Origin of the sequence: Thermoactinomyces sp. CICC 10522 (genome assembly GCF_016055075.1) — a bacterium.
GTDB classification, from domain to species: Bacteria; Bacillota; Bacilli; order Thermoactinomycetales; family Thermoactinomycetaceae; genus Thermoactinomyces_A; species Thermoactinomyces_A daqus.
Map to the genome: position 1 here is coordinate 29,630 of NZ_JAECVY010000004.1, position 22,840 is coordinate 52,469.

At 50.3% G+C, this 22,840-nt stretch carries 19 protein-coding genes, 1 pseudogene and 1 riboswitch; of the genes and pseudogenes, 4 read left to right on the forward strand and 16 right to left on the reverse strand.

All coding sequences use genetic code 11. From position 1 onward, the window contains the following. Positions 1–73: 73 nt before the first annotated feature. The 7 genes from I8U18_RS07855 to I8U18_RS07885 form a co-directional block, all read right to left on the reverse strand. Entirely contained in the window at positions 74–349 is a 276-nt protein-coding gene (locus tag I8U18_RS07855; RefSeq protein ID WP_033100356.1) for an HU family DNA-binding protein, read from the reverse strand. Positions 350–431: 82 nt separating this feature from the next. After that, positions 432–1,175, reverse strand: coding sequence for a ComF family protein (locus tag I8U18_RS07860; protein ID WP_198064671.1), 744 nt, complete (start codon positions 1,173–1,175; stop codon positions 432–434). Further along, on the reverse strand, positions 1,156–2,826 hold the full coding sequence (locus I8U18_RS07865) for a DEAD/DEAH box helicase (RefSeq protein ID WP_198064672.1): 1,671 nt from the start codon (positions 2,824–2,826) through the stop codon (positions 1,156–1,158). Before I8U18_RS07865 ends, I8U18_RS07860 begins: the two co-directional genes overlap by 20 nt. Before the next feature lie 77 nt (positions 2,827–2,903). Further along, entirely contained in the window at positions 2,904–3,332 is a 429-nt protein-coding gene (locus tag I8U18_RS07870) for a glycosyltransferase family 2 protein (RefSeq protein ID WP_033100357.1), read from the reverse strand. Positions 3,333–3,412: 80 nt separating this feature from the next. Continuing rightward, on the reverse strand, positions 3,413–4,153 hold the full coding sequence (locus I8U18_RS07875) for a response regulator transcription factor (protein ID WP_198059550.1): 741 nt from the start codon (positions 4,151–4,153) through the stop codon (positions 3,413–3,415). Positions 4,154–4,336: 183 nt separating this feature from the next. Beyond that, on the reverse strand, positions 4,337–5,536 hold the full coding sequence (gene metK, locus I8U18_RS07880) for a methionine adenosyltransferase (protein WP_033100359.1): 1,200 nt from the start codon (positions 5,534–5,536) through the stop codon (positions 4,337–4,339). A 206-nt stretch (positions 5,537–5,742) separates the two neighbouring features. After that, complete coding sequence (locus tag I8U18_RS07885; RefSeq protein ID WP_198059549.1) at positions 5,743–8,040, reverse strand: S8 family peptidase; 2,298 nt, start codon at positions 8,038–8,040, stop codon at positions 5,743–5,745. Positions 8,041–8,258: 218 nt separating this feature from the next. Between I8U18_RS07885 and I8U18_RS07890 the strand changes: the two genes are divergently transcribed. The 3 genes from I8U18_RS07890 to I8U18_RS07900 all read left to right on the forward strand — a co-directional run bounded on the left by I8U18_RS07890 (position 8,259) and on the right by I8U18_RS07900 (position 11,357). Continuing rightward, positions 8,259–9,329 (forward strand): LCP family protein, encoded by a 1,071-nt coding sequence (locus I8U18_RS07890; protein WP_198055533.1) that lies wholly within the window; start codon positions 8,259–8,261, stop codon positions 9,327–9,329. A gap of 268 nt (positions 9,330–9,597) precedes the next feature. Continuing rightward, positions 9,598–10,647 carry an LCP family protein gene (locus I8U18_RS07895; RefSeq protein WP_198055534.1) on the forward strand — a complete coding sequence of 350 codons (1,050 nt, stop codon included), beginning with the start codon at positions 9,598–9,600 and terminating at the stop codon, positions 10,645–10,647. A gap of 65 nt (positions 10,648–10,712) precedes the next feature. Continuing rightward, complete coding sequence (locus I8U18_RS07900; protein WP_033100361.1) at positions 10,713–11,357, forward strand: YigZ family protein; 645 nt, start codon at positions 10,713–10,715, stop codon at positions 11,355–11,357. Positions 11,358–11,384: 27 nt separating this feature from the next. On the opposite strand, the gene I8U18_RS07905 is transcribed toward I8U18_RS07900, so the two are convergent. From I8U18_RS07905 to I8U18_RS07940, 7 genes and pseudogenes are all read right to left on the reverse strand, one after another. Next, positions 11,385–12,182: a MetQ/NlpA family ABC transporter substrate-binding protein gene (locus I8U18_RS07905; protein ID WP_152568508.1), complete on the reverse strand. Its 798-nt coding sequence runs from the start codon at positions 12,180–12,182 to the stop codon at positions 11,385–11,387. Between the two features lie 15 nt (positions 12,183–12,197). Continuing rightward, entirely contained in the window at positions 12,198–12,851 is a 654-nt protein-coding gene (locus tag I8U18_RS07910) for a methionine ABC transporter permease (RefSeq protein ID WP_033100363.1), read from the reverse strand. Positions 12,852–12,857: 6 nt separating this feature from the next. Further along, positions 12,858–13,808 (reverse strand): methionine ABC transporter ATP-binding protein, encoded by a 951-nt coding sequence (locus I8U18_RS07915; protein WP_198064673.1) that lies wholly within the window; start codon positions 13,806–13,808, stop codon positions 12,858–12,860. Positions 13,809–13,886: 78 nt separating this feature from the next. After that, positions 13,887–13,996: riboswitch (SAM riboswitch) on the reverse strand. A 534-nt stretch (positions 13,997–14,530) separates the two neighbouring features. Beyond that, positions 14,531–15,175: a sugar transferase gene (locus I8U18_RS07920; RefSeq protein ID WP_033100365.1), complete on the reverse strand. Its 645-nt coding sequence runs from the start codon at positions 15,173–15,175 to the stop codon at positions 14,531–14,533. A gap of 221 nt (positions 15,176–15,396) precedes the next feature. Beyond that, positions 15,397–16,335: an SDR family oxidoreductase gene (locus tag I8U18_RS07925; protein ID WP_033100366.1), complete on the reverse strand. Its 939-nt coding sequence runs from the start codon at positions 16,333–16,335 to the stop codon at positions 15,397–15,399. A 296-nt stretch (positions 16,336–16,631) separates the two neighbouring features. Then, positions 16,632–16,811: pseudogene (locus I8U18_RS18440) on the reverse strand (aldehyde dehydrogenase family protein); the annotation flags it as partial. A gap of 142 nt (positions 16,812–16,953) precedes the next feature. After that, positions 16,954–18,594, reverse strand: a complete 1,641-nt coding sequence (locus I8U18_RS07940) for an acetolactate synthase large subunit (protein WP_198059547.1) — start codon at positions 18,592–18,594, stop codon at positions 16,954–16,956. A 295-nt stretch (positions 18,595–18,889) separates the two neighbouring features. Here I8U18_RS07940 and I8U18_RS07945 point away from each other — a divergent pair, with 295 nt between their 5' ends. Further along, positions 18,890–19,789: an LCP family protein gene (locus I8U18_RS07945; RefSeq protein WP_033100370.1), complete on the forward strand. Its 900-nt coding sequence runs from the start codon at positions 18,890–18,892 to the stop codon at positions 19,787–19,789. Between the two features lie 403 nt (positions 19,790–20,192). Here I8U18_RS07945 and I8U18_RS07950 read toward each other — a convergent pair whose 3' ends face one another. Together I8U18_RS07950 and I8U18_RS07955 are read right to left on the reverse strand one after the other, a co-directional pair. Then, positions 20,193–21,299 (reverse strand): glycosyltransferase family 4 protein, encoded by a 1,107-nt coding sequence (locus I8U18_RS07950; RefSeq protein ID WP_160173825.1) that lies wholly within the window; start codon positions 21,297–21,299, stop codon positions 20,193–20,195. A gap of 151 nt (positions 21,300–21,450) precedes the next feature. Continuing rightward, positions 21,451–22,836 (reverse strand): O-antigen ligase family protein, encoded by a 1,386-nt coding sequence (locus tag I8U18_RS07955; RefSeq protein WP_152568510.1) that lies wholly within the window; start codon positions 22,834–22,836, stop codon positions 21,451–21,453. Positions 22,837–22,840 lie beyond the last annotated feature (4 nt).

Here is a 22,840-nt window from a genome sequence, read left to right on the forward strand (position 1 = left end):
TCAAACAGTCACAAATAAAAACCGCCGTCTCCGGTTTTCTTCCGAAAACGGCGGCCTCAGCAAATGATGAATCTTACTGGTTCACCAAGTCTTTCAACTGTTTACCGGCTTTAAAAGCGGGCACTTTGCTGGCTTTGATCTCAATCTCCTCGCCGGTCTGCGGGTTGCGGCCGGTTCTTGCAGCACGTTCGCGCACTTCAAAGTTTCCAAAGCCAATCAGGGTTACTTTTTCCCCTTTGCTAAGCGCTTCCGAGATCGTCTGCAATACCGAATCGACGATAATTCCCGCTTCCTTTTTCGTTTTGCCCGTGCTCTCGGCAACGCGTTCTATCAATTCCGTTTTATTCATTTTCAACTCTCCTTCAAACCGATAGTCTTAAAAGGGATGCTATCTATTGGTGTTGACGAGTTTTTCCTTTTCTATACTCTTTTTATCTAGCAAACGTGACCGAGTAAACTCGGCTTGCTCCTGATACCAGCAGCGGTTTGGCACACTCCCTCAGCGTTGTGCCTGTCGTATACACATCATCAACAATAAGAACTGTTCGGTCCCGTATGCATTTCTCACAACCTTCACCTTCAATTTGAAATGCTCCTTTCAGAGCGAGCAGGCGTTCCTGCCGATTGCGCCTGCTTTGTGAAGCAAGATCTTTCTCTCTTCCCAGCAGAGGCAAAACCGGCAACCCAAGCCTTGCACCGATCACGCGGGCCAGAAGTTCCGACTGGTTGAATCCGCGTTCCGCTTTCTTCTCCTTATGTAATGGAACAAAGGTGATCACCGATATTCCCGTATGAGCAAAATGGGTTTGAACCACCTCTGCCATCCACCGGCCCATCGGTGTCGCCAAACTTTCTTTACCCCGATATTTGAACGACGACACCCATTCTTTTGCCTTTCCGCTGTAAACCACAGGACTGCGGTTTACAATCCGCTCTTCTTCGGCAAGACGCAGGCAATCGGGACAAAGATGATCAGCACCAGCCTCCTGCTTCCGCCCGCAAACGGGGCAAAACGGCCCGGAAATCAGTTCAACTCCCGCCAGACAGGTGGAACAGATTCTCTCCCGCACCGGAGCAAACGGAGACGGGCGGCGAACGAATGCCGTACAAAACTCGCAAGTGGGAGGCTGGGAAAAGAGAGACGACCATACTCCTTCAAAGATTATACGCCCCATCTTTGAGAAATCCTTCTTTCTTCGCACAATCATTTAACCATTTAATCTCCCTTTTTGCCCGCAATTGGGCATCCGTCTTTTCATCGGTCAAAAACCATACTTCTCCCTCCTGGTAGGAAGATGATCTTCCTGCTCTGCCCGCCATCTGAACGAGCGCCGCCGCCGTAAACACCGGATGATCTGCACCGATGACGGCAACATGGATCGCGGGAACCGTCACTCCCCTCTCCAAAATCGTCGTCGTCACCAGAAACCGCCATTTGCCCTCCCGAAAATGGCGCACCGTCTGTTCCCGCTGCAAATCGCCGGCGAAAACACCCCGGGCCTCTCGGTAAAAGTCCGGCTCACAGCATTTCATCCAGCGCAACACCCGGCTGACGTCTTCCACCCGCGGCACGAAGAGAAAGGCTTGTCCTTTCCGCTCCACCACCTGACGCAAAAAGGCGGAAAGCGGACGGATCGGTTTCCTCTTGCTTATCTTCTGCCAAAGCCGCCACTCCCGCTTCAAGGCCGGTTCAGGCATAGGATAACCGTGGTAGCGAACCGGCAGCAAAACTGTCGGTAAAATCTCTCTGCGCCCGAGCGCCTTCCATTCCGGCGGGGGAGTGGCAGTCAGCAAAATTTTCTTTGCCCCGGGTGAAAGCGCCCGTCCGATTCCCTCCTCCAACGCCCTGTTGCCATAGAGGGGGAATGCGTCAACTTCATCGACCACCGCAAGCTCAAACGACCGATAAAAGCGCAGGGCTTGGTGTGCCGTGGCAATCACCAACTCACCCGTTTCCAGCGTTTGGGCTGATCCGCCGTAGAGAGCGATCACCCTTCTGCCGGCAAATCCCTTTTCCAGACGGGGCTTTAATTCCAACACCACATCTTTGCGCGGAGTAACCCATAACACTTTTTTTCCCCGATTCAGCCAGTCCGCCACGATCGTCATCATCATCTCCGTCTTGCCGCTGCCGGTGGCCGCCCAGACCAGAACCTGCCTGTGTTGGCTAAGGTTCGCCCTGATTCTCTCCACTGTTTTGGCCTGGGCTTCTGTCAGCGGAGCAGTCCGGCAAGCGATTTCAGAACCGGCAAACGTGCGATTGTCCGGAGGAGAAAAGATAAACAGCGGAAAGCAGGTTCTCGCCCGACCGAGCAACAGGCAATGCTCGCAAACGACGCATCTTTCCCCACAGATCGCACAAGGAGTTTGCCTGAGAAGCGGCCCCCGGTATCCGCACCGTTCACACTTCCAGGTGACCGGCGGGCCCGCAGAGCGAACAGCCGGTCTGATGTCCGCCATTCCCGACAGGCTGAGCCATTGCAAGGCCCGGCGCATAAGGAAGGAGCCAGGCCACTTTTCGTATTTGCGAAGAAGGCGCTCCACTTCTTCCCACAACAGCACTCTTCCGGCCAGCAGCGGGTGAATCTCTGCCGCCAGTTCGCGCACCGCGGTCATTTCTTCTCCCATCATGGGCGCTTCCCGCAGTGCCGGACCGAAAGCGTTCTTTCTTCCCCGGTTCCCGGCAAATGCTTGTCCAATCGATGACGATTCAATCATTTCCGCGATTTGCTTTCCTTGCTCTTGCCAATGGAAAAAGTCGACTTCCGGCGCGGTACTCATCCTTCCATCGGCTTCTCCTTCCAATCGGTAAAAACAGAACCTCATCAAAAATCCCTCTTTTTTCCAGTGGACATCAAGAAAAAAACCCAAGGGACGGCTGATCACATCCCCGGGGCTTTTTTTCAGGCAAGACTCCGTTCCGTATCCTGTGAGGAATCCGAATCCCGCAGGTCGAGCACAAGCCATTTTTCCGTACTGTTCCTCTTCGACTCAAGCCATTCCTTGATTCGCTCTTCCGCTCCTTCACCAGGGGTGATGCGAACGATCTCCAGATTGGGATAGCGCTGTTTTAACCGCTCGAGGATCAACAGCGTATCATCGGTCGAGCCCACGTCGATGCAGGTAATTTTGCCTGCTTTTTTCCTTTTTGACTTGTTGGAAACATGGTAAGAGCGAATCATCCACTCGACGGAATGCTGGCTGTTTTTGGTGATCATGACCAAGTGCACGGCTTTGTTGTGATAATAATTACCGAAATAATGGGACAACTTTTTTGCCAGATAAAACATGACAATATAAAGGGCTACACTCCACAGAACCCAAAGTTCCATCGTATTGCCCCTCCTTCTTTATATCTTATGCCAAAAAGGTAGGGACTGTGACACAGACCTCGACTGATAACAGGCTCTTTTCAAATCAATTGAACCCATCCATACTTCATCGCGAGCAAAACCGCCTGCGTCCGATCTTGAACATTCAGTTTATAAAGAATATTACTGACATGGTTCTTAACAGTTTTTTCGCTGATAAATAAATGTTCACTGATACTTCGATTATTTTTACCCTGTGACATTAATCGTAAAACTTCCATTTCCCGATAGGTGAGAACCTCTTGCCACGGGATGGAAGGAGTCAAAGCGTAATGATAACAAATACTCCCTTCCATTCGGCTCAATCTTCGAAATTCGTTCACCAGTCTTCCCATCATGATCGGGTGAATATACACGCCCCCGTGTGCAATCACGCGAATCGCTTCAATGATGGGCTCTACTTTCATATCTTTTAACATATACCCGGCAGCGCCGGAACGAATCGTTTCAATAACATAAGGGTCAGCATGCTCAGAAAGGATTAACACCTTGGTTTGAGGAGCCATTTGACAAAGACGGTTCGTTACTTCCACTCCGTCGATCCGCGGAAGGTACAGATTGATGACGGCAACATGCGGTTTGGTCGATCCGCAAAGAAGCGGGACATCAATTCCGTCCGTACACTCCCCCACCATCACCATATTCTTTGTCCTCTTGATGGCTGTTTTAATTTGCTCCCGGTATTCGGTGTCGGGGTCTGCCAGTAAAACCCGGATCAGCGGTTGGATGTCCGTACCTGAAAATTCACTTCCTTCGAGGTGGCCTGTCTCCGGCTTCCTCATGGGCAAAGGGGTCACTCCTTTCTCGCAATATTCACCCTTATTCAAATTTTACCACGAACAAAACAGTTATGAAACAAAAAAGAAGGCGAGAAGAAAGGAAAAAGAGAGAATGAACGGGGAATTTGGCAGAAAAAGTCATCAAAAAAGAAAAAGGGCTGAGATTTCGTTTCTCAGCCCTAAAATTTAAAGCCCCGCTTCTTTTTTCAAGGTGTCGGCAAGATCCGTGCGTTCCCACGGCAAATCGACATCCGTGCGGCCAAAGTGACCATAGGCAGCCGTTTGACGGTAGATCGGGCGGCGCAAATCCAATTGGCGGATAATGCCGGCCGGGCGCAGATCAAAGAATTTCTCTGTCAATTCGACCAATTTGTCTTCACTTACTTTCCCGGTGCCAAACGTATCAATGCGGATGGAAACGGGACGGGCTACCCCGATGGCGTAAGCAAGCTGCACTTCGCACTTGTCAGCGAGTCCGGCAGCAACGATGTTTTTCGCTACATAGCGGGCGGCATAGGCTCCTGAGCGGTCAACCTTGGTCGGGTCTTTGCCGGAGAAGGCACCGCCTCCATGACGGGCATAACCTCCGTAAGTATCAACGATGATCTTACGTCCGGTCAAACCGGCATCTCCCTGCGGACCGCCAATGACGAATCGTCCGGTCGGATTGATGAAGTACTTGGTATTATCATCGAGCATCTCTTTGGGAACAATCGGCAAAATCACATGTTCCATGAGATCTTTCTTGATTTGCTCCAAAGCGACATGTTCGGAGTGTTGGGTGGAAACAACCACCGTATCGATGCGTACAGGTTGATCTCCTTCATATTCAACGGTTACCTGCGTTTTTCCGTCCGGACGCAGGTATTCCAGCGTACCGTCGACACGCACTTCATGGAGACGGCGTGCCAGTTTATGGGCCAATGAGATCGGGAGCGGCATCAATTCCGGTGTCTCATTGCAAGCAAACCCGAACATGAGTCCCTGGTCCCCGGCGCCGATCGCTTCAATCTCATCTTCCGTCATCGAACCTTCGCGTTTTTCCAATGCAACATCTACACCCATTGCAATATCGGGCGATTGTTCGTCAATAGAGGTCAAAACGGCGCAGGTTTCGGAGTCGAAACCGTATTTTGCCCGGGTATAGCCAATATCCTTAATCGTTTGGCGCACAATCTTCGGAATATCAACATAGCATTGGGTGGAAATTTCCCCCGACACAAGCACCAAACCGGTAGTGACCGAAGTTTCGCAAGCGACGCGAGCATTCGGATCTTTTTCCAAAATGGCATCGAGAATGGCATCGGAAATCTGGTCACAGATTTTATCCGGATGACCAACCGTAACCGATTCTGAAGTGAACAGGCTGCGTTTTTGTTCTCCCATTCATTCTCCTCCTTGCTAGCAAAATGACGCAATAAAAAACCCTTCCCATCGAGGAAAGGTTTTTGATTATCAGTTCATCCTCGAAACTCCCCGCCAGACCGTCAACCAGCCTGGAATAAAGCTTTATCCAAGTGAAGGGAACCTGTCTCTACATCATCAATAGAATAACCTAAAGAATAGGGAATTACAACTGTTGCTTTGGGGATTCACCTTCTGTTTTTCTTCCACTTTTTGTTTTTGAGTTGGATCTGGTAGAGAACCGGGCCACCCTCTTCCGTTCGCACCCGGATATAATGCCGCCCGGAGGGGAGGGACAGCGTTTGGCTGAATCGCTCTCCTTTCGCCAGCGTCACGGTCCCGCCGGACAGAGCGTAGAAATGGTGATCATAAACAGCCCATTCCAACCTTTTTACCGGCTGATCCGCCTGATAGAGAAAGGTGACTGTCTCTTCTCTGGTGCTGCTTATAACATACCAGTCCGGGATTCCGCCACCTGCCAATGCCCCTTTCACCCACTTGGCCGAAGATAGTAAAGCCGCTTTGTCCGGAGTGGAGTGATCTTTTCCATCCCCGATTGCCGGCCGGACCGTTATCACCAGATGATAAGGTTCACTGATGATATTCCCCCCGTAGTCGGAAACGGAAAACAGCAGATCTCCTTTCCCTCCGGGAACCCGCAGGCTCTCCGCTTCACCGGCTCCATGTTGATCTATTTTCCAATTGTGCCAATCGTCTTGCGGCATTTGCAGCAATACGGGGTCAAACCTCGGAGTCAACGGTTCCACTTTCACTTCCGCTTCACCGGAACGGGGCAGGGGTAGCCGGTACCAATCCTGATCCCCCTGCTTGTGAAGAGTTGCCTCGATGACTTCCTGCTTCCCCGGAAGCGCCAACTGTGCCGCCTGGGCCAATCGGTCATTTGGTTCATAACGATCCGCCCGCGGAATGAAATTTACCTGAAAGCTGTACGAGACAGGGACATCGCCGGCCGGGGAGGAGAATCCCAGAAAGACGTCATTTCTCTCAACCGGTACCCGCAACTGGTTCATCCCTTGCAACTGATAGGAGCGGACATCCTTTTCTTGCGGATTTTCAACAAACAACCTTGTTTTTTGAAAATGCCCGCGATTCTGCCTGAGATGAATCACCAGCGTTCCGGGACAGGGCAACTCCAGGCGGAACCAGTCCCGGTCACCCGGACGCAGAACGGCATCCATCTCCTGATCCAGGGACAGGGACATCGCCTGATGACGCTCATCATTCGGTTCATAGGGATCCCGTTTCAGCTTGCCGGAAAGCGCCCGGGCAGCATCCAAAATCCCGAACCCTTTTTGCCGGTCCCATCGCGGTTCCCCCGGTTTCTTTTGTGCCGTTTGCTTAAGGAGTTGCCGGATCTGCCCGGGAGTGTAATCCCGATGCCGCTGCCAGAGAAGAGCGGCCACTCCCGCTGCTTGCGGAGCCGCAAATGACGTGCCGGAATCCGTGGTAAAGCCCCCGCCCAACCGGGTAGTGGCAATCCGGTTTCCGGGAGCAGTCAAATCGAGACCATCCCCCTGGTTGGAGGTCGGTTCATGCAACCCGTTATTTTTGACCGAACCGACTGCCAGAACAGTGGGAAATGCCGCCGGATAATAAAGAGGCGAATCGTAGACGGTGTTGCCATTAAGATCGGATTCTGCATTTCCGGCAGCAGCAACGACCAACACTCCTTTTTTCTCCGCATCCTGCACCGCCTCTTCCATCAGCTTGGAATAGGTCCAGCTGCCCTGTGCCAGAACGATGATATCCGCCTTCCGCTTAATGGCCGCTTCCATCCCCTCAACTGTATAATATACTTCTCCGTCGCTCCCGTTCTCCATCACCTTGATCGGCATGATTTTCCCCGCTCCGACCGCTCCCTCCCGGCGCAGTCCGCCCCACGTCGCCGCTACCACCCCGGCCACTTCTGTCCCGTGCCCAAAGTGATCCTGAGGCGCTTCCTGCCGGTTGAGAATATTGACTCCCGGCACGAGCAAAGGAGAAAGGTCGGGGTGATGCAAATCGACGCCGGTATCGATGACCGCCACGATCACCGGACGGTCTGAAGGGGAGGAGGGTGGAACTTTGCTCCAGGCTTCTGACGCCCGAATTTGCTCCAGGTAACTGAAAGACAAGGACGATTCCCGTTCTCTTCCTTCCAATCCTCCTTCATTCAGCTGATAAGATCGGTCGCGCTGCATGTACCGTACGTCGGCGGCAGCGCTCCAACTATTGTGCCAGCTGTTCACATCCACGCCTTTTTTGGGACGAACCAAGTCGATTTCACTGCCTGCCAACACAAATTTCCGCAATAAAACCGCCTGATGCCAAAATGCGGGATCTGCCTTCTGCTGCCAGGCAACAATCCAGTTTTCCTGCCAAACTTTTTCAGTTTGGCTTCTCCCAAAATCCGGGTAACGGGTGACAGGGAGGAAAAAGCACCCTGCCAGCAGAAGGATGCTTAGGAGAGCACGTATAAAAGGCATATCATCTCACCAATTGTTCTATTATTTTCAAAAACAATACGCAGAAATGTATAGATACTTACGAATTTATTATATAAAATAAAAAAACGTAGACCTCTGTTTTACTACAAGCCTTACAAGCATTTCTTCCAATCTTTTTCCCTCTGTGAACTTTGTCTTTATCATTTCCATTGTGAAATGTGTTCGTATGAAAAAATTTCGGCAAGTGAGGAATTAAAATGGAAAGAGTAGAAAGAAGCCGCATTCATCGCGTGCGGAAAAAGCGAAAAAAGAAGTGGACTTTTCGTATTCTTACAGTCTTTATTCTTCTTATTTTAGGTGTCGGTGCATACTTCGGCACGCAGATTTGGGGCGCGTTTGCCAACAGCGGCAAAAAATTGAGCAAATCGGACTTGCGGACGTCCCAAGTTGAGTTTCAAAAAGACCCGTTTACCGTGTTGCTGATCGGGACAGACCAGAGAGGACACACAGCAAACTGGCGCTCCGATGTCCTGATTCTCGCCGCGGTCAATCCCAAAACGAAGTCGATCAAACTGGTCAGCATCCCCCGGGATGTCTATACTGAGATTCCCAATTCCGGCGGAGTCAAAACCAAAATCAATGCTGCTCCTTACTATGGTTACAAATCGGGCGTCGGTCAGGTGCAAAATATCCGCTTGGCGATCGAGCACGTTCTCCACATTCCCGTCGACTACTATGCCAGAATCAATTTCCAGGGATTTGAGGATATCGTCGATGCTCTCAACGGGGTTGACGTCAATGTGAAGTTTCCGTTTCACCAGGCAGCCATTGGCGGGAAAATGGTTTACTTTGAACCTGGAGAACACCATTTAAACGGCTCCGAAGCGCTCGCGTACGTCCGGATGCGCCATCAGGACCCCAAAGGCGATCTGGGACGAAATGAACGGCAGCGGGAAGTTATTTCCGCACTGATCAACAAGATGGCCAGTGCAGAAGGCGTGTTCAATTTCGGCGATGTGATGAAGGCAGTCGGCAATAACTTTGAAATGAGTTTCCAGGCCACCGATATCCCTGCCCTGATCGAACTGTACCGCAGCATTCCCCAACAAAACATTGAAACGCTGCAGGCAAATGTAACGTTTGAAAAAATCCCCGGTGTCGGTGATGTGGATATCCTGAACCAGGCCGAACGGGATCGCATCAATAAAATAATGTCTGAGCAACTGGGAATCAAACCGCAACCCGGCGGTACCACCGGAGCCGGAGTTGGCACCGATGATTCCAATCAGTCAAACGGTCAATCAACCGGTGAAAGCGATAGCTATTGAGCTGTCGCTTTTTGCTTGTAAATTTGTGTTTTCGTGAACGTATGTTGTAGGCCGGATTCCTGATGACCGGTCAGCGAAGCCCCCTCCCATCCTGATTTCGCTCCCCCCACGCAGACGGATCATTTCCGGGTTACAAGCTTTTATCGAACTGTAACATTTTATTTTGAAAAAAGTTATATAAAATCCGGCCACCTTTCGAATAAATAATATAGAATGATCTATATTATGCGGATTCATACTTCGCTTCTCAGACAGGGTGGGAAAAGAAATGGCTGACCAGATAAAGTCTCCCGTCAAAAAAAAGAAAGGGAAACGTATTTTTCTTACACTTCTCTCTATTGTCATACTTGTCTGCGTCGCTTTGGGATTCAGTGTTGCCTGGCAGATGTGGGGGGCACTGGCGGCCAACAGCGGAAAAAAGTTGCCCAAATCCGATATGCGGACAAAACAGGTGGAGATGAAAAAAGATCCGTTCACCGTTCTGCTGATCGGCACCGACCAGCGGGGGCACTCCAAGGACTGGCGCACCGATGTGCTCATCCTGGCCGCCGTCAATCCCGAGAATAAGTCCGTAAAGGTGGTAAGCATCCCACGGGATTTGTACGTTACCATCCCCAACACCAATGGCATGAAAGGCAAAATCAACTGGTCTGCAGCCTACGGCACAAAAGTGGGGCCGGTCGAAAACACGAGAAAAGCAATCGAAAACCTGTTGCAGGTTCCGGTCGATTCCTATGCCAAGATCAATTTTCAAGGGTTTGAAAACATTGTTGATGCCCTCGGCGGGGTGGACGTGAATGTGAAATTTCCTTTTCACCAGCGGGCCATCGGCGGAAAGATGGTTTACTTTGAACCAGGGAAACATCATTTAAACGGCGCGGAGGCTCTTGCCTACGTCCGTATGCGGCATCAGGACCCGCGGGGCGATTTGGGGCGGAATGAACGGCAGCGGGAAGTGATCGCAACCTTGATCGATCAAATTGCCAGCACCAATGGTTTATTAAATTTTGGTGATGTGATGAAGGCGGTCGGGAACAATTTTGAAATGAGTTTCAATCTGTCGGACATCCCGGGCCTGATCAACCTGTATCGGACAATCCCCAAGGAGAACATCGAAACGGTTGAAATGAAAGTCACTTTTGACCGGATTCCCGGTGTGGGGGATGTCGACATTTTGCATTCATCCGAACGGCAACGCGTGATCACGATCTTGCAAGACCAATTGAATTTTCATCCCGAACCGGACGGAAATGCGGCAATTGACTCTGAAGGCTCCCATACAGGGGTGAACGGTACGGAAGAAAGTGGCGGCAAATAAAACCCGCCACTCTTTTTTATGGCCATTTTTCTCTTTATAATAAATTATGGAAGGTAGTGAACAAAATGAACCAAAAATATCGCACCATTGGATCTTTTGGCGAAACGGAAATCATCATTCAAAAATCACGCTTTATCTGCCGGGCGAAAAGGGTGGAATCGGAAGAAGAAGCAGTTCAATTCATTCATGACATATCCAAACAGCACTGGGATGCCACCCATAATTGCTACGCTTATCTGGTCACTGAGCTTCAACAAAAATCGTCCGATGACGGGGAACCGGCGGGAACGGCAGGACGGCCCATATTGGAAGTGATCCATGCCAAAGACCTCCTCTACACGGCCATTGTCGTCACCCGATATTTTGGCGGCATCAAGCTGGGGGCCGGCGGACTGATTCGCGCCTACAGCCAGGGAGCGGCCGCGGCGATCGAGGCGGCAGGAATCATCGAACGCATCATGCACCAGGAAGTTCTGCTCACCTTTGATTACTCCTTTATGGGAAAGATGGAACACGAACTGCACAAAACGGGATATCTGCTGGAAACGCCGCAATTTACCGACGTGGTCACCTGGCCCGTCTGGACACCTGCAGGCGAAGAACAGCAGTTGATTGCAAAAGTGACCGATTGGACACACGGCCAGGCAAAGATCGTCCTGGGAAAACAAGAATTTAAAGAACGCGAAGAAAGACGCCCCCACGAGAAGTGAGAGCGTCTTTCTTCTGTTACTCAGACTTTAAAATGCCGGGATGATGGCACCTTTATATTTTTGCTCAATAAACTTTTTGGTGTCAGGCGAAGTGAGGGCTTTCGCCAGCTTTTGAATGCGCGGGTCGTTTTCTTTCCCTTTCTTCACAGCCAGCACATTCACATACGGGGAATCCTTGCCTTCAATGATCAAGGCGTCTTTCGTCGGATTCAGATGGGCTTGCAAGGCATAGTTCGTATTGATTACATCCAAGTCGACATCATCGATCACGCGGGGCAGCATTGCCGGTTCCAACGGTTTGAATTGCAGCTTTTTGGGGTTGGAAACAATATTGTTTACTGTTTTTACCCCTTTGTCATTGTCCAATTTGATCAGGCCGTTTTTCTCCAACAGGAGCAGTGCGCGGGTAACTTCGCTGGTTCCGTTCGGAATGGCGACGGTGGCTCCGTCTTTCAGCTCTTTAATATTTTTAATCTTATGGGAATATGCCCCCATCGGCTCAATGTGAACCCCGACGACTTTGACCAGATGATAACCCTTCTCTTGGTTGGTCGTGTCCATCCAGACGATGTGCTGGAAATAGTTGGCGTCCAAATCGCCTTCTTCCACTGCTTTATTTGGCAGGACATAATCCTGGAACACTTTGATGTTCAAATTTACGCCTTCCTTGGCCAAAATCGGTTTTACGTGCTCCAGAATCTCCGCATGGGGAACGGCGCTGGCACCAACGGTTAACGTATTGGACGATTCTTGCTGCTGCGAGCAGGCTGTCAGCCCGACCAGAGAAAGGACAGCCGCAAGAAACACCGAAAACAATCTTTTCATCAACTAGCACACCCCTTATCTTTTATCCAGATAACGCGCAATCGCATCGCCAATCACTTGAATGATTTGCACCATGACAACAAGAATGAGACCGCAAGAATACAACATGCCGTTATTGAATCCCTGAAAACCGTAACGGTAAGCGGCATCTCCCAGTCCGCCGCCGCCAACGATCCCGGCCATTGCCGAAAAACTGACCAAAGAGACACAGGTAACGGTCAAGCCGGAAACAATGGCTGGCAGACTTTCAGGAAGCAACACTTTGCAAATGATCGTCAAACGGCTGGCTCCCATCGCTTGCGCCGCTTCGATCACGCCTTTGTCAATTTCGCGAATCGCAGTTTCGACCATGCGTGCATAAAAAGGAGCAGCTCCTGCAATCAGCGGGATGGTGGCCGCGGTAGGTCCCAAAGTGGTTCCGATCAAAAATTGCGCAACCGGGAATAAGAAAAGGACGAGGACGATAAAGGGAACCGCGCGAAAAATGTTTACCACGAGCCCCAGCACTCGTTGCACAAAGCGATTCTCACAAAAATAACCGCGATCGGTCACCACCAGAAGCACACCCAGCGGAATTCCCAGCAAAAAAGTGAACAAGGTAGAGATCCCGACCATGTACAACGTCTCATTTGTAGCTTGCCAAACTTGATCCCAGGCTATTTGTTCCATAAATTGTCACCTCCGGTTAAGCAAATTTACTGCTTCTTCCACCTCTTTGTTCTCCCCGGACAGTGTGACCTGAATGCTCTCTTCCGCTTCGCTGACTTCACCGGTCACCTGGCAGGTAAGACCGCGGCCTTTGGCGATTCGCGCCAGTTGCGGCAACTTGTCCAAGGAAACGAACAGGGTTCTGCCGCCTTCTTTGACTGCCTGCTCTTCGCTTGTGCCCACACCGTAAATAAATTGCCGGGTCAATGGATGGGACGGCGACTGAAAAATTTGCTCCACCGCTCCGGTCTCCACCACTCTGCCACTTTCCATGACGGCCATTTTGTTGCAGATTGCACGGACCACACTCATCTCATGGGTAATCAGAACAAGGGTAATCCCGGTATCCTTGTGAATCTCCTTGAGCAACTGCAAAATCGAAGCCGTGGTCTCAGGGTCAAGAGCCGATGTTGCCTCATCACATAACAGGACATCCGGATCATTGGCCAGCGCACGCGCGATCCCCACCCGTTGCTTCTGTCCCCCGCTCAATTGGGACGGATAGGCATTCGCCCGGTCAGCCAAACCCACCCGTTCAAGCAGGTGATTTACCTTCTCATCGATCTTCTGCTTGGGCACTCCGGCGATTTCAAGCGGAAAGGCGACATTATCCCTTACCGTACGCGACCAGAGCAAATGGAAGTGCTGAAAAATCATGCCGATCTTTTGGCGCGCCTGACGCAGCTCTTTTGTTTTCAACGCGGAAATATTCTTGCCATCGACGATGACTTCTCCGCTCGTCGGGGTTTCCAGACCGTTGATCAGGCGCAGCAATGTACTCTTCCCGGCTCCGCTGTAACCGACAATCCCAAAAATATCGCCCCGTTCGATTTTGAGGGAAACTCCCTGAAGAGCGGTTACGGCCGCCCCTTTGCCACGTGCCGGATATTCTTTTATCACATTATTGATCTCGATCATTTTTTCACCACCTTTAATCACACTAAAAAACCCCTTTCCACGCAGATGCAGAAAGGGGATAAACGCCGTTATCGCCTTCTCTCATCTGCCAGGGCAATTGCCCTGCAGGAATTGGCACCTTTCTGTCCGGGGACAGATGGTTGCCGAGGGGTCATCGGGCCTGTTCCCTAACCCTCTCTCGATAAGAGAAATTCGCGTTGATTTCATTGTATCATCAAACTGAAATATAAATTATCACACAGAACATTATTAGTCAATAAATAAAATTATTTTATCTTTACCTAAAATCAGGAAAACAACGGACAAGCGGGTGCAATGGACCTGATCCATAAAACAGAATAATGAATTTGATCCGCGCATGGTAATCGAATCAACATAACTGTTTTCATTCATATCTCAACTGTTACTCTGACATTACATTTCGTTAACAAAACGCCATTTTCTCACTAGCCCTCATGTTCGTGGCGTATAATATAGATACATCCTTCCGTTAAATGGAGGTGCCCGACATGGAAACAACTCTGGTTGTCGGCAAAGCCTTTTGGATCGGAATATTGAATGCTTCCTGTTTGAGCATCCCGTTATGGCTGTTGATTTATTACTGCTTGCGGCTCTGTTTTTAAACGCCGCTGGTGCACCTGATGCTTAAAATAGAGACAATTATCATTCATGTTCAATATAAACGCAAAACGGGTTGCCCCTGACTGGCACCCGTTTTTGGCCTAACGCGCTCCGTTACCGGAAAGTACAACCCAGACGGTACGCAACAGGATTTGCATATCGATTTTGAAAGACTGATGTTGAATGTAATACATATCCATCTCAAACTTTTCAGCAGGGGTAGCCTCATATCCACCGTTTACCTGCGCCCATCCCGTCAAACCGGGCTTCACCAGCAAACGCTTTTTAAATCCGGGAATTTCCTCGGCAAACTGCTCGGTAAAGACAGGGCGCTCCGGACGCGGACCAATCAAGCTCATATCGCCGCGCAAAATATTGATCAACTGAGGAATCTCGTCGATCCGCGTCTTGCGGATAAATTTGCCTACCCGGGTTACGCGCGGGTCATTTTTGGCTGCCCATTGCGGCCCGTTTTTCTCCGCATCCGTCCGCATCGAACGCAGCTTGATAATGTAAAACGTCTTTCCATTAAGCCCTACACGCTCTTGTTTATAAAAAACCGGGCCCGGCGATTCCAGCTTGATCGCGATCATGGTCAAAAGCAATACGGGTAACGTGAAAATCAACAGGGCAATCGAAAAGAAAACCTCAAAACCGCGCTTAAAAGCGGGGTACAGTGAAGAAGAGGTGGAAACTTTGCCCGAAAACGCGCGCGAATTGCTCTCATAGGCCATTTTTGAACGCATCCGCTATCCACTCCTGCTGTGTATAGTGATCAAAGGTCAGTTCCCTTATGTCCGTAAGTTAAGTTTACAAAAATGACAGTAACATTACAGTAATGTTTCAACGATTACTGTAACCAAGTATACTGTAGATGGCCCTGAAAAACAATAGCCGATTTGTTAAAAAAGAATGGATTTCGGGCCGCTTGTTGCGAAATTGTGTCCTCCGGATTCCTCTTTAGTTTCTACATTTCTTTGTCCATTTTACGGTAGATATCCTGGTAATATTCGTAGGTTTTACGCAATCCTTCCTCAAGTGTCACTTCCGGCTGCCAGCCGAGTACCCGGCGAATTTTTCCATTGTTGAAATAGCTGTGCTTGATATCCCCCTCCCGTTCGGGGCCGTATTCCACCTTGTTTTCATACCCAGCGATCTCATTAAAGCGCTTTACCACTTCATTAAGCGATGTGCTGACACCCGTGCCCACATTGAACACTTCACCATCTCCTTGTGACAGGGCCATAATATTGGCTCGAGCCACATCTCCCACGTAAATGTAATCGCGGGTCTGCTCCCCGTCACCAAAAACAGTGAACGATTCACGGCGCAGATATTTATCCACCAGGATGGAGATAACGCCGCCTTCCCCGCGCGGGTCCTGTCGCAAGCCGTACACGTTGGCGTAGCGCAAAATCGTGTAATTCAATCCGTAAAGTTGACGGTAAATCGCGAAGTAGTGCTCGGGTGTATATTTCGACACGCCGTAGCCGGACAACGGAGCGACCGGGTGCTTTTCATCGATGGGCAGGTATTCGGGATTTCCGTAAATCGCTGCCGAGGAAGCATAAACCACTTTTTTGACACCGGTTTTGCGGCAGGCTTCAAGCAGATTAATGGTTCCCAAAATGTTCACGGTTGCATCAAACATCGGCTCTTTCACCGAGGTATGAACATGGATTTGCGCCGCCTGATGGATGACCGCTTCGGGCCGTTCGCGCTCAAACACATTCAACAGATCGGAATCGGTGATATCTATTTGGTAAAAGCGGGCTTTTTCATTTATATTTTCTTTTCTTCCGGAGGAGATGTTGTCAACAATAACCACTTGATCCCCTTTTTCCACTAACTGATCAACAATATGCGAACCGATAAAACCGGCACCGCCGGTCACTAACACCTTCATCGACAATAAACCCCTCTCCAATTAGGTTGGTTTTTCTCCCTCGACAAAGCGGAAAACACTCCCTTTGTCTGTAAATAATCTTACCAACTGGACAAATAATAAGCAAAGGGAGCTTATAAATTAGAAGCTTTACAATTCTGTCAACAGCCATTCGCCCGGACGCAAAAAAGACCAACCGCCGGCAAACGGTCAGTCTTTTGCTCCCCTTTTCCGATATTCAAGTTCATAATCTCAAATTCCCCCGACGGAGATGTATTTCGTTCCCAAATGCTCCTCAAGGCCCTGCCGGCCTCCTTCAGCGCCGGGCCAAGCTTGCAAGTGATCATCGCCGCCGGGAAATTCCACGGGGTGATTGCCGCGACAACTCCGACCGGGTGCTTGATCACAAACAGGCGCTTGCGGGGATGGGAGGCCAAAATGGTTTCTCCATAAATGCGTTTTGCTTCTTCGCTGTACCACAGAAGAAAATCAGCCGCGTCATTGTCGCTTTTTTCACATCCTCGGGAGCGGCATCCACCACCCGGCCCGCCACCTCCCCCGTCGCCGGACCGGTCAGATCAAACAAAGCGTTGGACTTCGCGGACACCCATTTGCCTTCGATAAATAATCCGAATTCCCTCATCTTGTCTCATCTCCGCAACCGAATCTGATTTTCTCTTCCAACTTAAGATTCTCCCTGTAATCGACCGGACAATCAATCAGAACGGGCCCTTCCGCATGAAGAGCTTTCTCCAGCAGGGGACGCAACTCTTCCCCTTTCTCCACCCGACAGCCCTCTATTCCGAAGGAACGCGCCAAATGGACAAAATCGGGATTGCCAAACGTCACATGGTGAGAATGGCGGAACTTTTCCAACTGCTTCCACTCGATCAAGCCGTAACCTCCGTCTCTCCACAGCAGAATCACCAGCGGCAGTTTTAGCCGGGCGGCGGTCTCCAGCTCTTGCACATTCATCAGGAATCCGCCGTCGCCGCAAACGGCCACCACCCGGCGCTCCGGCTTCACCAATTTGGCTGCGATCGCCCCGGGAAGCGCAACCCCCATCGTTGCCAGTCCGTTGGATATGAAACACGTATCAGGGGCAAACACGGGAAACATCCGCCCGAGCCAGACCTTGTGCGCCCCGACGTCGCATACAACGAGATCATCGTCATTCATCGCGGCGCGCAGGTCATATAATATTTTGGACGGTTTTAGCGGAAAAGCCGTGTCCTGTCCGGCCTCTTCCCACTCTTGGCGAATTTTCCTCCGCAACTCGGCAAACGGAGCCGGTAAGGCCGTTCGCTCCCTTACCAGCTCCGTCAAGCGTGCCAAATTGCATGACAGATCTCCGATCAGGCTGGCAACAACCGGATAATGGGCATCCACTTCCGCTTCTTGCCAGTTGATATGAACCACCTGTTTGCGTTCCTTATTCCAGCGAACAGGCGAATATTCGATATAATCATAGCCGATGGCCAGCACGAGATCAGCTTTGTCAATCGCTTCATCGGCCCAATCGCGCCCCCATGTCCCGGCGGCGGCCAGATGCGTGTCCAGCCTCCATGACACCGCTCCTTTTCCCATAAACGTTTCCAGGACAGAAGCACACAGCTTCTCCGATAAAGCCGCTACTTCCCGGCTCGCCTTTCCGCGAAGAGTGCCCGCTCCGGCTAAAATGAGCGGCATCTCAGCCGCATTGATTTGCTCTGCCGCCCGTTTCATGTCAATTTCCGCGGCTTCCACCCTGCCCAGGGCACTTGCAATCCCGGTAACGCTGTCACCTTCTTTTACGGCCAGATCTTCCGGCAGTTCAATAAACACGGCACCCGGCTTCTCGCTCATGGCCAGGTTGAATGCTTTCTCAATGGTTTCCCGCGGCGCGGACGAGTGGCGAATCGTCGTGCTCCACTTCGTAATCGGGCGGAAAAACTCAGGCAAATCCACCATTTGGTGGGAAGGATGATGCAGTCGGTTCGTCTCCGCCTGCCCGGCAATCGCGATCAAAGGGAGACCGTCAGCATTGGCAGTCGCCACCCCTGTCGCCAGGTTGGCCGCCCCCGGCCCCAATGTGGACAGGCAAACACCGGGAATCCCCGTTAACCGGCCAACCATCGCTGCCATCATCGCTGCGGTTTGTTCATGTCTGGTCAAGATAAATTGAATGGAGGAGTTCCGTACCGCTTCCAGAAAATCAATATTTTCTTCCCCGGGAACGCCAAACAGATAGCGAACCCCTTTTTCCTCCAGAGACTGAACCATTTCCTCCGCAATATTCATTGCCAACACCTCTTTGGGATGTCTTTCTTACTAGTTGTTTCCGAAGCCGCTTTCCGGAAAACACAGGATCGGATTCAATGCAGGTTCCAAAAATCATCCTCGATCATTAGCTGAATATTTGTTATAATGCAAAAAGCCATCTGTAAATAAATTCAATTTATTGAAAATAACGATAAGAGAGGCGCCATAAAACGCCATCGGCACAGAACCAATCAGCCGGTGGGATCGTGGGGTTATGGAAAATGAGCGCGGTCTTCGTTGCCGCCACAATCTGGACAAGTGAGGGGAAAACACATTGAAAAGACGATTTTTGCGCATTCTTTCCGTCCTGATTTTCGCCATGGTCATCGCTTTTGCCTATTATGCCTATCAGATCTGGCTGGCGATGGGACGAGCCTATGATCCTTCGACGCGCATCAAATCGAATAAAAGGCAAGAAGCCGTCTCCTTGACAAATGATCCGGTTTCGATCTTGCTTCTGGGCGTCGATGAACGGAAAGGAGACATCGGAAGATCGGACACGATTATGATCGCTGCCATTAATCCCCAAACGAAAACAGCGATTCTGACCAATATCCCGCGCGATACTTTGGTAAAAATCCCGGGAAGGGAAGAAAAAACGAAAATCAACCACAGTTATGCCTACGGAGGTGCCCGGCTGACCCGGCTCACCGTGGAAAATTTTCTCGATTTACCGATTGACGCGTATGTCAAAATCAATATGCAGGGATTAAAGGAAATTGTCGATGAACTGGGCGGGGTGGATGTAGAAGTGCCCTTTGACTTTACATATGAAGGAGTTCATTTCACCAAAGGGCCGATGCACCTGAACGGCAATCAGGCGCTGACCTTTGTGCGCATGCGAAAAGCGGACCCGAACGGGGATTTTGGACGCATCAAAAGGCAGCAGGAATTGATCCGGGCCATCCTTCAAAAAGGAACCAATTGGGGTTCACTGACCAAGCTGGATAACGTCATGGAAAAATTGGGCGACAATATCAAAACGGACATCCCTCCCATCGAGTGGATCAAGCTGCAAAACCTGTATGCGGGAATCTCCGGAAACCGGATCAAGACCGTCACTTTCCGGGGAGAAGACGCAATGATCAACGGGGTATATTACTTTAAGATCAGCCAGCAGGAAGTGCGGCGCGTTCACGATATTTTGGCCAAACAATTGGAATACACCGAGTGACACAAAATGCAAAAAGGATGCTTTGGTCCGAAAGCATCCTTTTTGAAAACTCCGGATAATTCTCTCATAAAAGAAAGGCTCGCCAAACGGATTGGTTTCATCCGTTATGTAAGCGAAATATTTACACACGGAGTGGCACAACTTATGTCCGCAATCAAACAGGTAAAGGCCGCCTTGCGGTTCATCTTGGAGATTTGCGCGCTGGCCGATTCTGTTACTGGGGCTTCAAAACAGGTAAAGGCCCCGTCATGAAAGCAGTGCTCGGCATCGGCGCACCGCTGGTAACCACCATTGTCCGGAGGGACTTTCGTCGCTCCGGCCGCACAAACCTGGCAATCAGTTTTTTATCTGCAGCGCACAACAAAAAAGCCCCAGCCATCGACCGATGATGACCGGGGTTTCTTCAGCTCAATAATTGTTTGTACAGCGCAAGGAGTTTCTTTTCTTCCACATGCCAGTTATAAATCTCTTCGTGCGCCCGTCTTCCGTCAGCCCCCATCTGTTGGCGCAACGAATCATCCGTCAGGAGCTTGGTGACTTTCTCAGCAATATCCTTGGGATCGAGAGCGTCAGCGATAAAGCCGCAGTGACTGGTTTCGACAATTTCGCGCCACAGGGGAAAATCGGTTGCGACGAGGGGCAAGCCGGCCGCCATATACTCAAACATCTTGATCGGCAAGGATTCACGGTAATTTTCAACCGGGTGGAGGCAAACCAGCCCCACTTTCCCCCTGGCCAGCCACTCCTGAACTTCAGCAAATGAAATCCGTCCATGCAAATAGATTCGCTTTTGCGCCAATTCCTCCTGATTCTGGTCTTCCGGAGCAATATGCTGCAGAGGGCCGATCAGATGGAGTTCTGCCTGCAGCTCTTCAGGCAGATGATCCATCATCTGAATCATCTCCTTATAGCCGCGTAAATAGGAGATTCCCCCCACATACAAAATCCGGTTGACCTCATCTTCCCGCTTGTCGAGCTTCGGCATGGGCAAAGGATAGTTTTTAATGACTGTCACGTTTTTTGCCGTTTTGAATTGATCGCGAATCGAATCGGTTGCCGTGACGACAGCGGCCAGTTTTTTGGCCAGGCCTTTTTCGACCTTATGCACCAGACGGGATAAAGGACCGCGGATTTTTTGCGGAATCCATGGTTTGGTGTGAATCTGTTTGGGCAGGTCCTCATGCGAATCGTAGATCACGGGGCAACCGGTGATCCAGGTGAGCAGCACTCCCCACGGAAGCAATTCGGGATCATGAAAGTGAAACAGATCCGCTCCGCTTTTGAGTGCCCTTCGAAACAGAGTAAAACCGCACGTCAGCCGTTTCCATTTTTTATTCACCCGTTTGACGCCGAAGATCCGTACACCATCGATCACCTTTTCCGCAAAATCAGCGACGGCATGAAGTTCTACCTGATATCCTTCTTTCGCCAATGATTTCGCCTGTTTGTGAAAAATGCGCGAATCATCGTAGGGATGAACCGAACTGAAAATCATGACTTTTGCCGCCACAAACGCTTCTCCTTTCACTGTGACAAAACGACCTAAAAGTATCTGTCTCCATATTACAAAATAATAATCCCGCCCAACATAGCAATCTTGATATTTTCTTAAGTTTGTCAATAAAAAACGGCTATTCTTGATAGCCGTATCCATTAAACATTTATTGGGTTTTCGCGGCCTTTTGATTCTCCCCGACAACAATCACCGCCAAACTTAATCCATAAATCACCCACATCGGAGTGAAACCGATACATGTGCTCGGCGCCATTGCCCCGAAGAAAAAACCGGTCAACGAAGCCAGACAGGAGTACGCGCCCCAGCGCATTACCGGGCTTAATGACGGTGAGTGTTTCAGGCTGGCCAATTTCCACAAACGCCACAACATCCAGACATAGAGCGCCATATAGAGAACAAACACGATTACGCCGAAATTGACGAGGATTTCCGCCCACCAGTTGTGAATGTTGACTTTGTTTACTTTTACGCCGTATTTATCCATCCAAGCCTCGACGTTACCGGCACCGACACCCATATAATGGGACTCTTGCAGGAATCTCAACCCGTTCAGGATAAGATATTTGCGGACAGTGGCACTTTCACCCGTTTCCCCTTTGACCACATCATCGCTCCCGTCGTCCAGGCTCCAGTCCGAATGCTGGACGTCCATGATGAAGCCAAACGTGCTGGACAGTTTCGTCTTCGCCTGCTCCCGTGCCTCTGGGCTTAAAAACAACTGGCTCAGCACATTGACCGTAATCACCGCGGCGATGATGGCAATCAATGCCGTGGCCAGGTTCTTTTTGGTGATACGCTTGCGTTCCATGACAAAGGTGAGGCCCACCACCAGGACAAGGGATGCGAGCGGCAGGGCAAAGGAAGTGTTGCTGCGCGATCCCGTAGCCATCAAATCGTACAAGGCTAGGATCCCGGTGATATAGATAAACCATTTGTGCTTTCGTTTCAAGTTCAGCATATAGAGTGCCGAGATCAAAAACGGAAGGGCAATCGTAATGCAGCTGGCAAAATCATTTTGATTCCTGAACACCGTAGTCACACTTGCCGAGGCTTTGCCAAACACAGCCGAGGTCGGAAGATGGAGCAGCGTGATCGATTCAAATACCCCGAAGAAAACGATCGAAGCAAAGACCCAAAACAGGATGCGGCTCGTCTTCCAGAATTTCTGCTCCGTATCGATAAAATAAGGAAAGGCAAGGGACAGCGGCATCATAAACACCAAATAACTGAGATAACGGACAGCATAGCCATAATTCATCACCCATGCCAGGCTGACAACACCGTAAAGAAACCAAAACGCGAAAAATGTCACATACCAGCGAACCGGCATCATATGTGAAGCCGCCAGTTGTTTTTGTCCCACCAGGCGCAAAACGAAGCCAGCCGCCAGCAGAACAAAGGCAACGCGGAAAAATGTCAAACGAAAGTCCGCCACCGGGACGCCAAAGGAGGGTCCCAGCAGCGCAAAAACAATCATGAGATAAAACAATGTTTCTAAACGCTTCTGTCTAGGAAACAACAGCTCACTCACCAAC

What these genes read in the sequence shown, in the direction of transcription:
- I8U18_RS07910 (WP_033100363.1), bottom strand. Translation starts at nt 12,851, where the DNA reads ATGGAACAAATAGCCTGGGATCAAGTTTGGCAAGCTACAAATGAGACG.
- I8U18_RS07905 (WP_152568508.1), bottom strand. Translation starts at nt 12,182, where the DNA reads ATGAAAAGATTGTTTTCGGTGTTTCTTGCGGCTGTCCTTTCTCTGGTC.
- I8U18_RS07885 (WP_198059549.1), bottom strand. Translation starts at nt 8,040, where the DNA reads ATGCCTTTTATACGTGCTCTCCTAAGCATCCTTCTGCTGGCAGGGTGC.
- I8U18_RS07860 (WP_198064671.1), bottom strand. Translation starts at nt 1,175, where the DNA reads ATGGGGCGTATAATCTTTGAAGGAGTATGGTCGTCTCTCTTTTCCCAG.
- I8U18_RS07895 (WP_198055534.1), top strand. Translation starts at nt 9,598, where the DNA reads ATGGCTGACCAGATAAAGTCTCCCGTCAAAAAAAAGAAAGGGAAACGT.
- I8U18_RS07855 (WP_033100356.1), bottom strand. Translation starts at nt 349, where the DNA reads ATGAATAAAACGGAATTGATAGAACGCGTTGCCGAGAGCACGGGCAAA.
- I8U18_RS07865 (WP_198064672.1), bottom strand. Translation starts at nt 2,826, where the DNA reads ATGAGGTTCTGTTTTTACCGATTGGAAGGAGAAGCCGATGGAAGGATG.
- I8U18_RS07925 (WP_033100366.1), bottom strand. Translation starts at nt 16,335, where the DNA reads ATGAAGGTGTTAGTGACCGGCGGTGCCGGTTTTATCGGTTCGCATATT.
- I8U18_RS07900 (WP_033100361.1), top strand. Translation starts at nt 10,713, where the DNA reads ATGAACCAAAAATATCGCACCATTGGATCTTTTGGCGAAACGGAAATC.
- metK (WP_033100359.1), bottom strand. Translation starts at nt 5,536, where the DNA reads ATGGGAGAACAAAAACGCAGCCTGTTCACTTCAGAATCGGTTACGGTT.
- I8U18_RS07875 (WP_198059550.1), bottom strand. Translation starts at nt 4,153, where the DNA reads ATGAGGAAGCCGGAGACAGGCCACCTCGAAGGAAGTGAATTTTCAGGT.
- I8U18_RS07940 (WP_198059547.1), bottom strand. Translation starts at nt 18,594, where the DNA reads ATGAATATTGCGGAGGAAATGGTTCAGTCTCTGGAGGAAAAAGGGGTT.
- I8U18_RS07870 (WP_033100357.1), bottom strand. Translation starts at nt 3,332, where the DNA reads ATGGAACTTTGGGTTCTGTGGAGTGTAGCCCTTTATATTGTCATGTTT.
- I8U18_RS07915 (WP_198064673.1), bottom strand. Translation starts at nt 13,808, where the DNA reads ATGATCGAGATCAATAATGTGATAAAAGAATATCCGGCACGTGGCAAA.
- I8U18_RS07920 (WP_033100365.1), bottom strand. Translation starts at nt 15,175, where the DNA reads ATGCGTTCAAAAATGGCCTATGAGAGCAATTCGCGCGCGTTTTCGGGC.
- I8U18_RS07890 (WP_198055533.1), top strand. Translation starts at nt 8,259, where the DNA reads ATGGAAAGAGTAGAAAGAAGCCGCATTCATCGCGTGCGGAAAAAGCGA.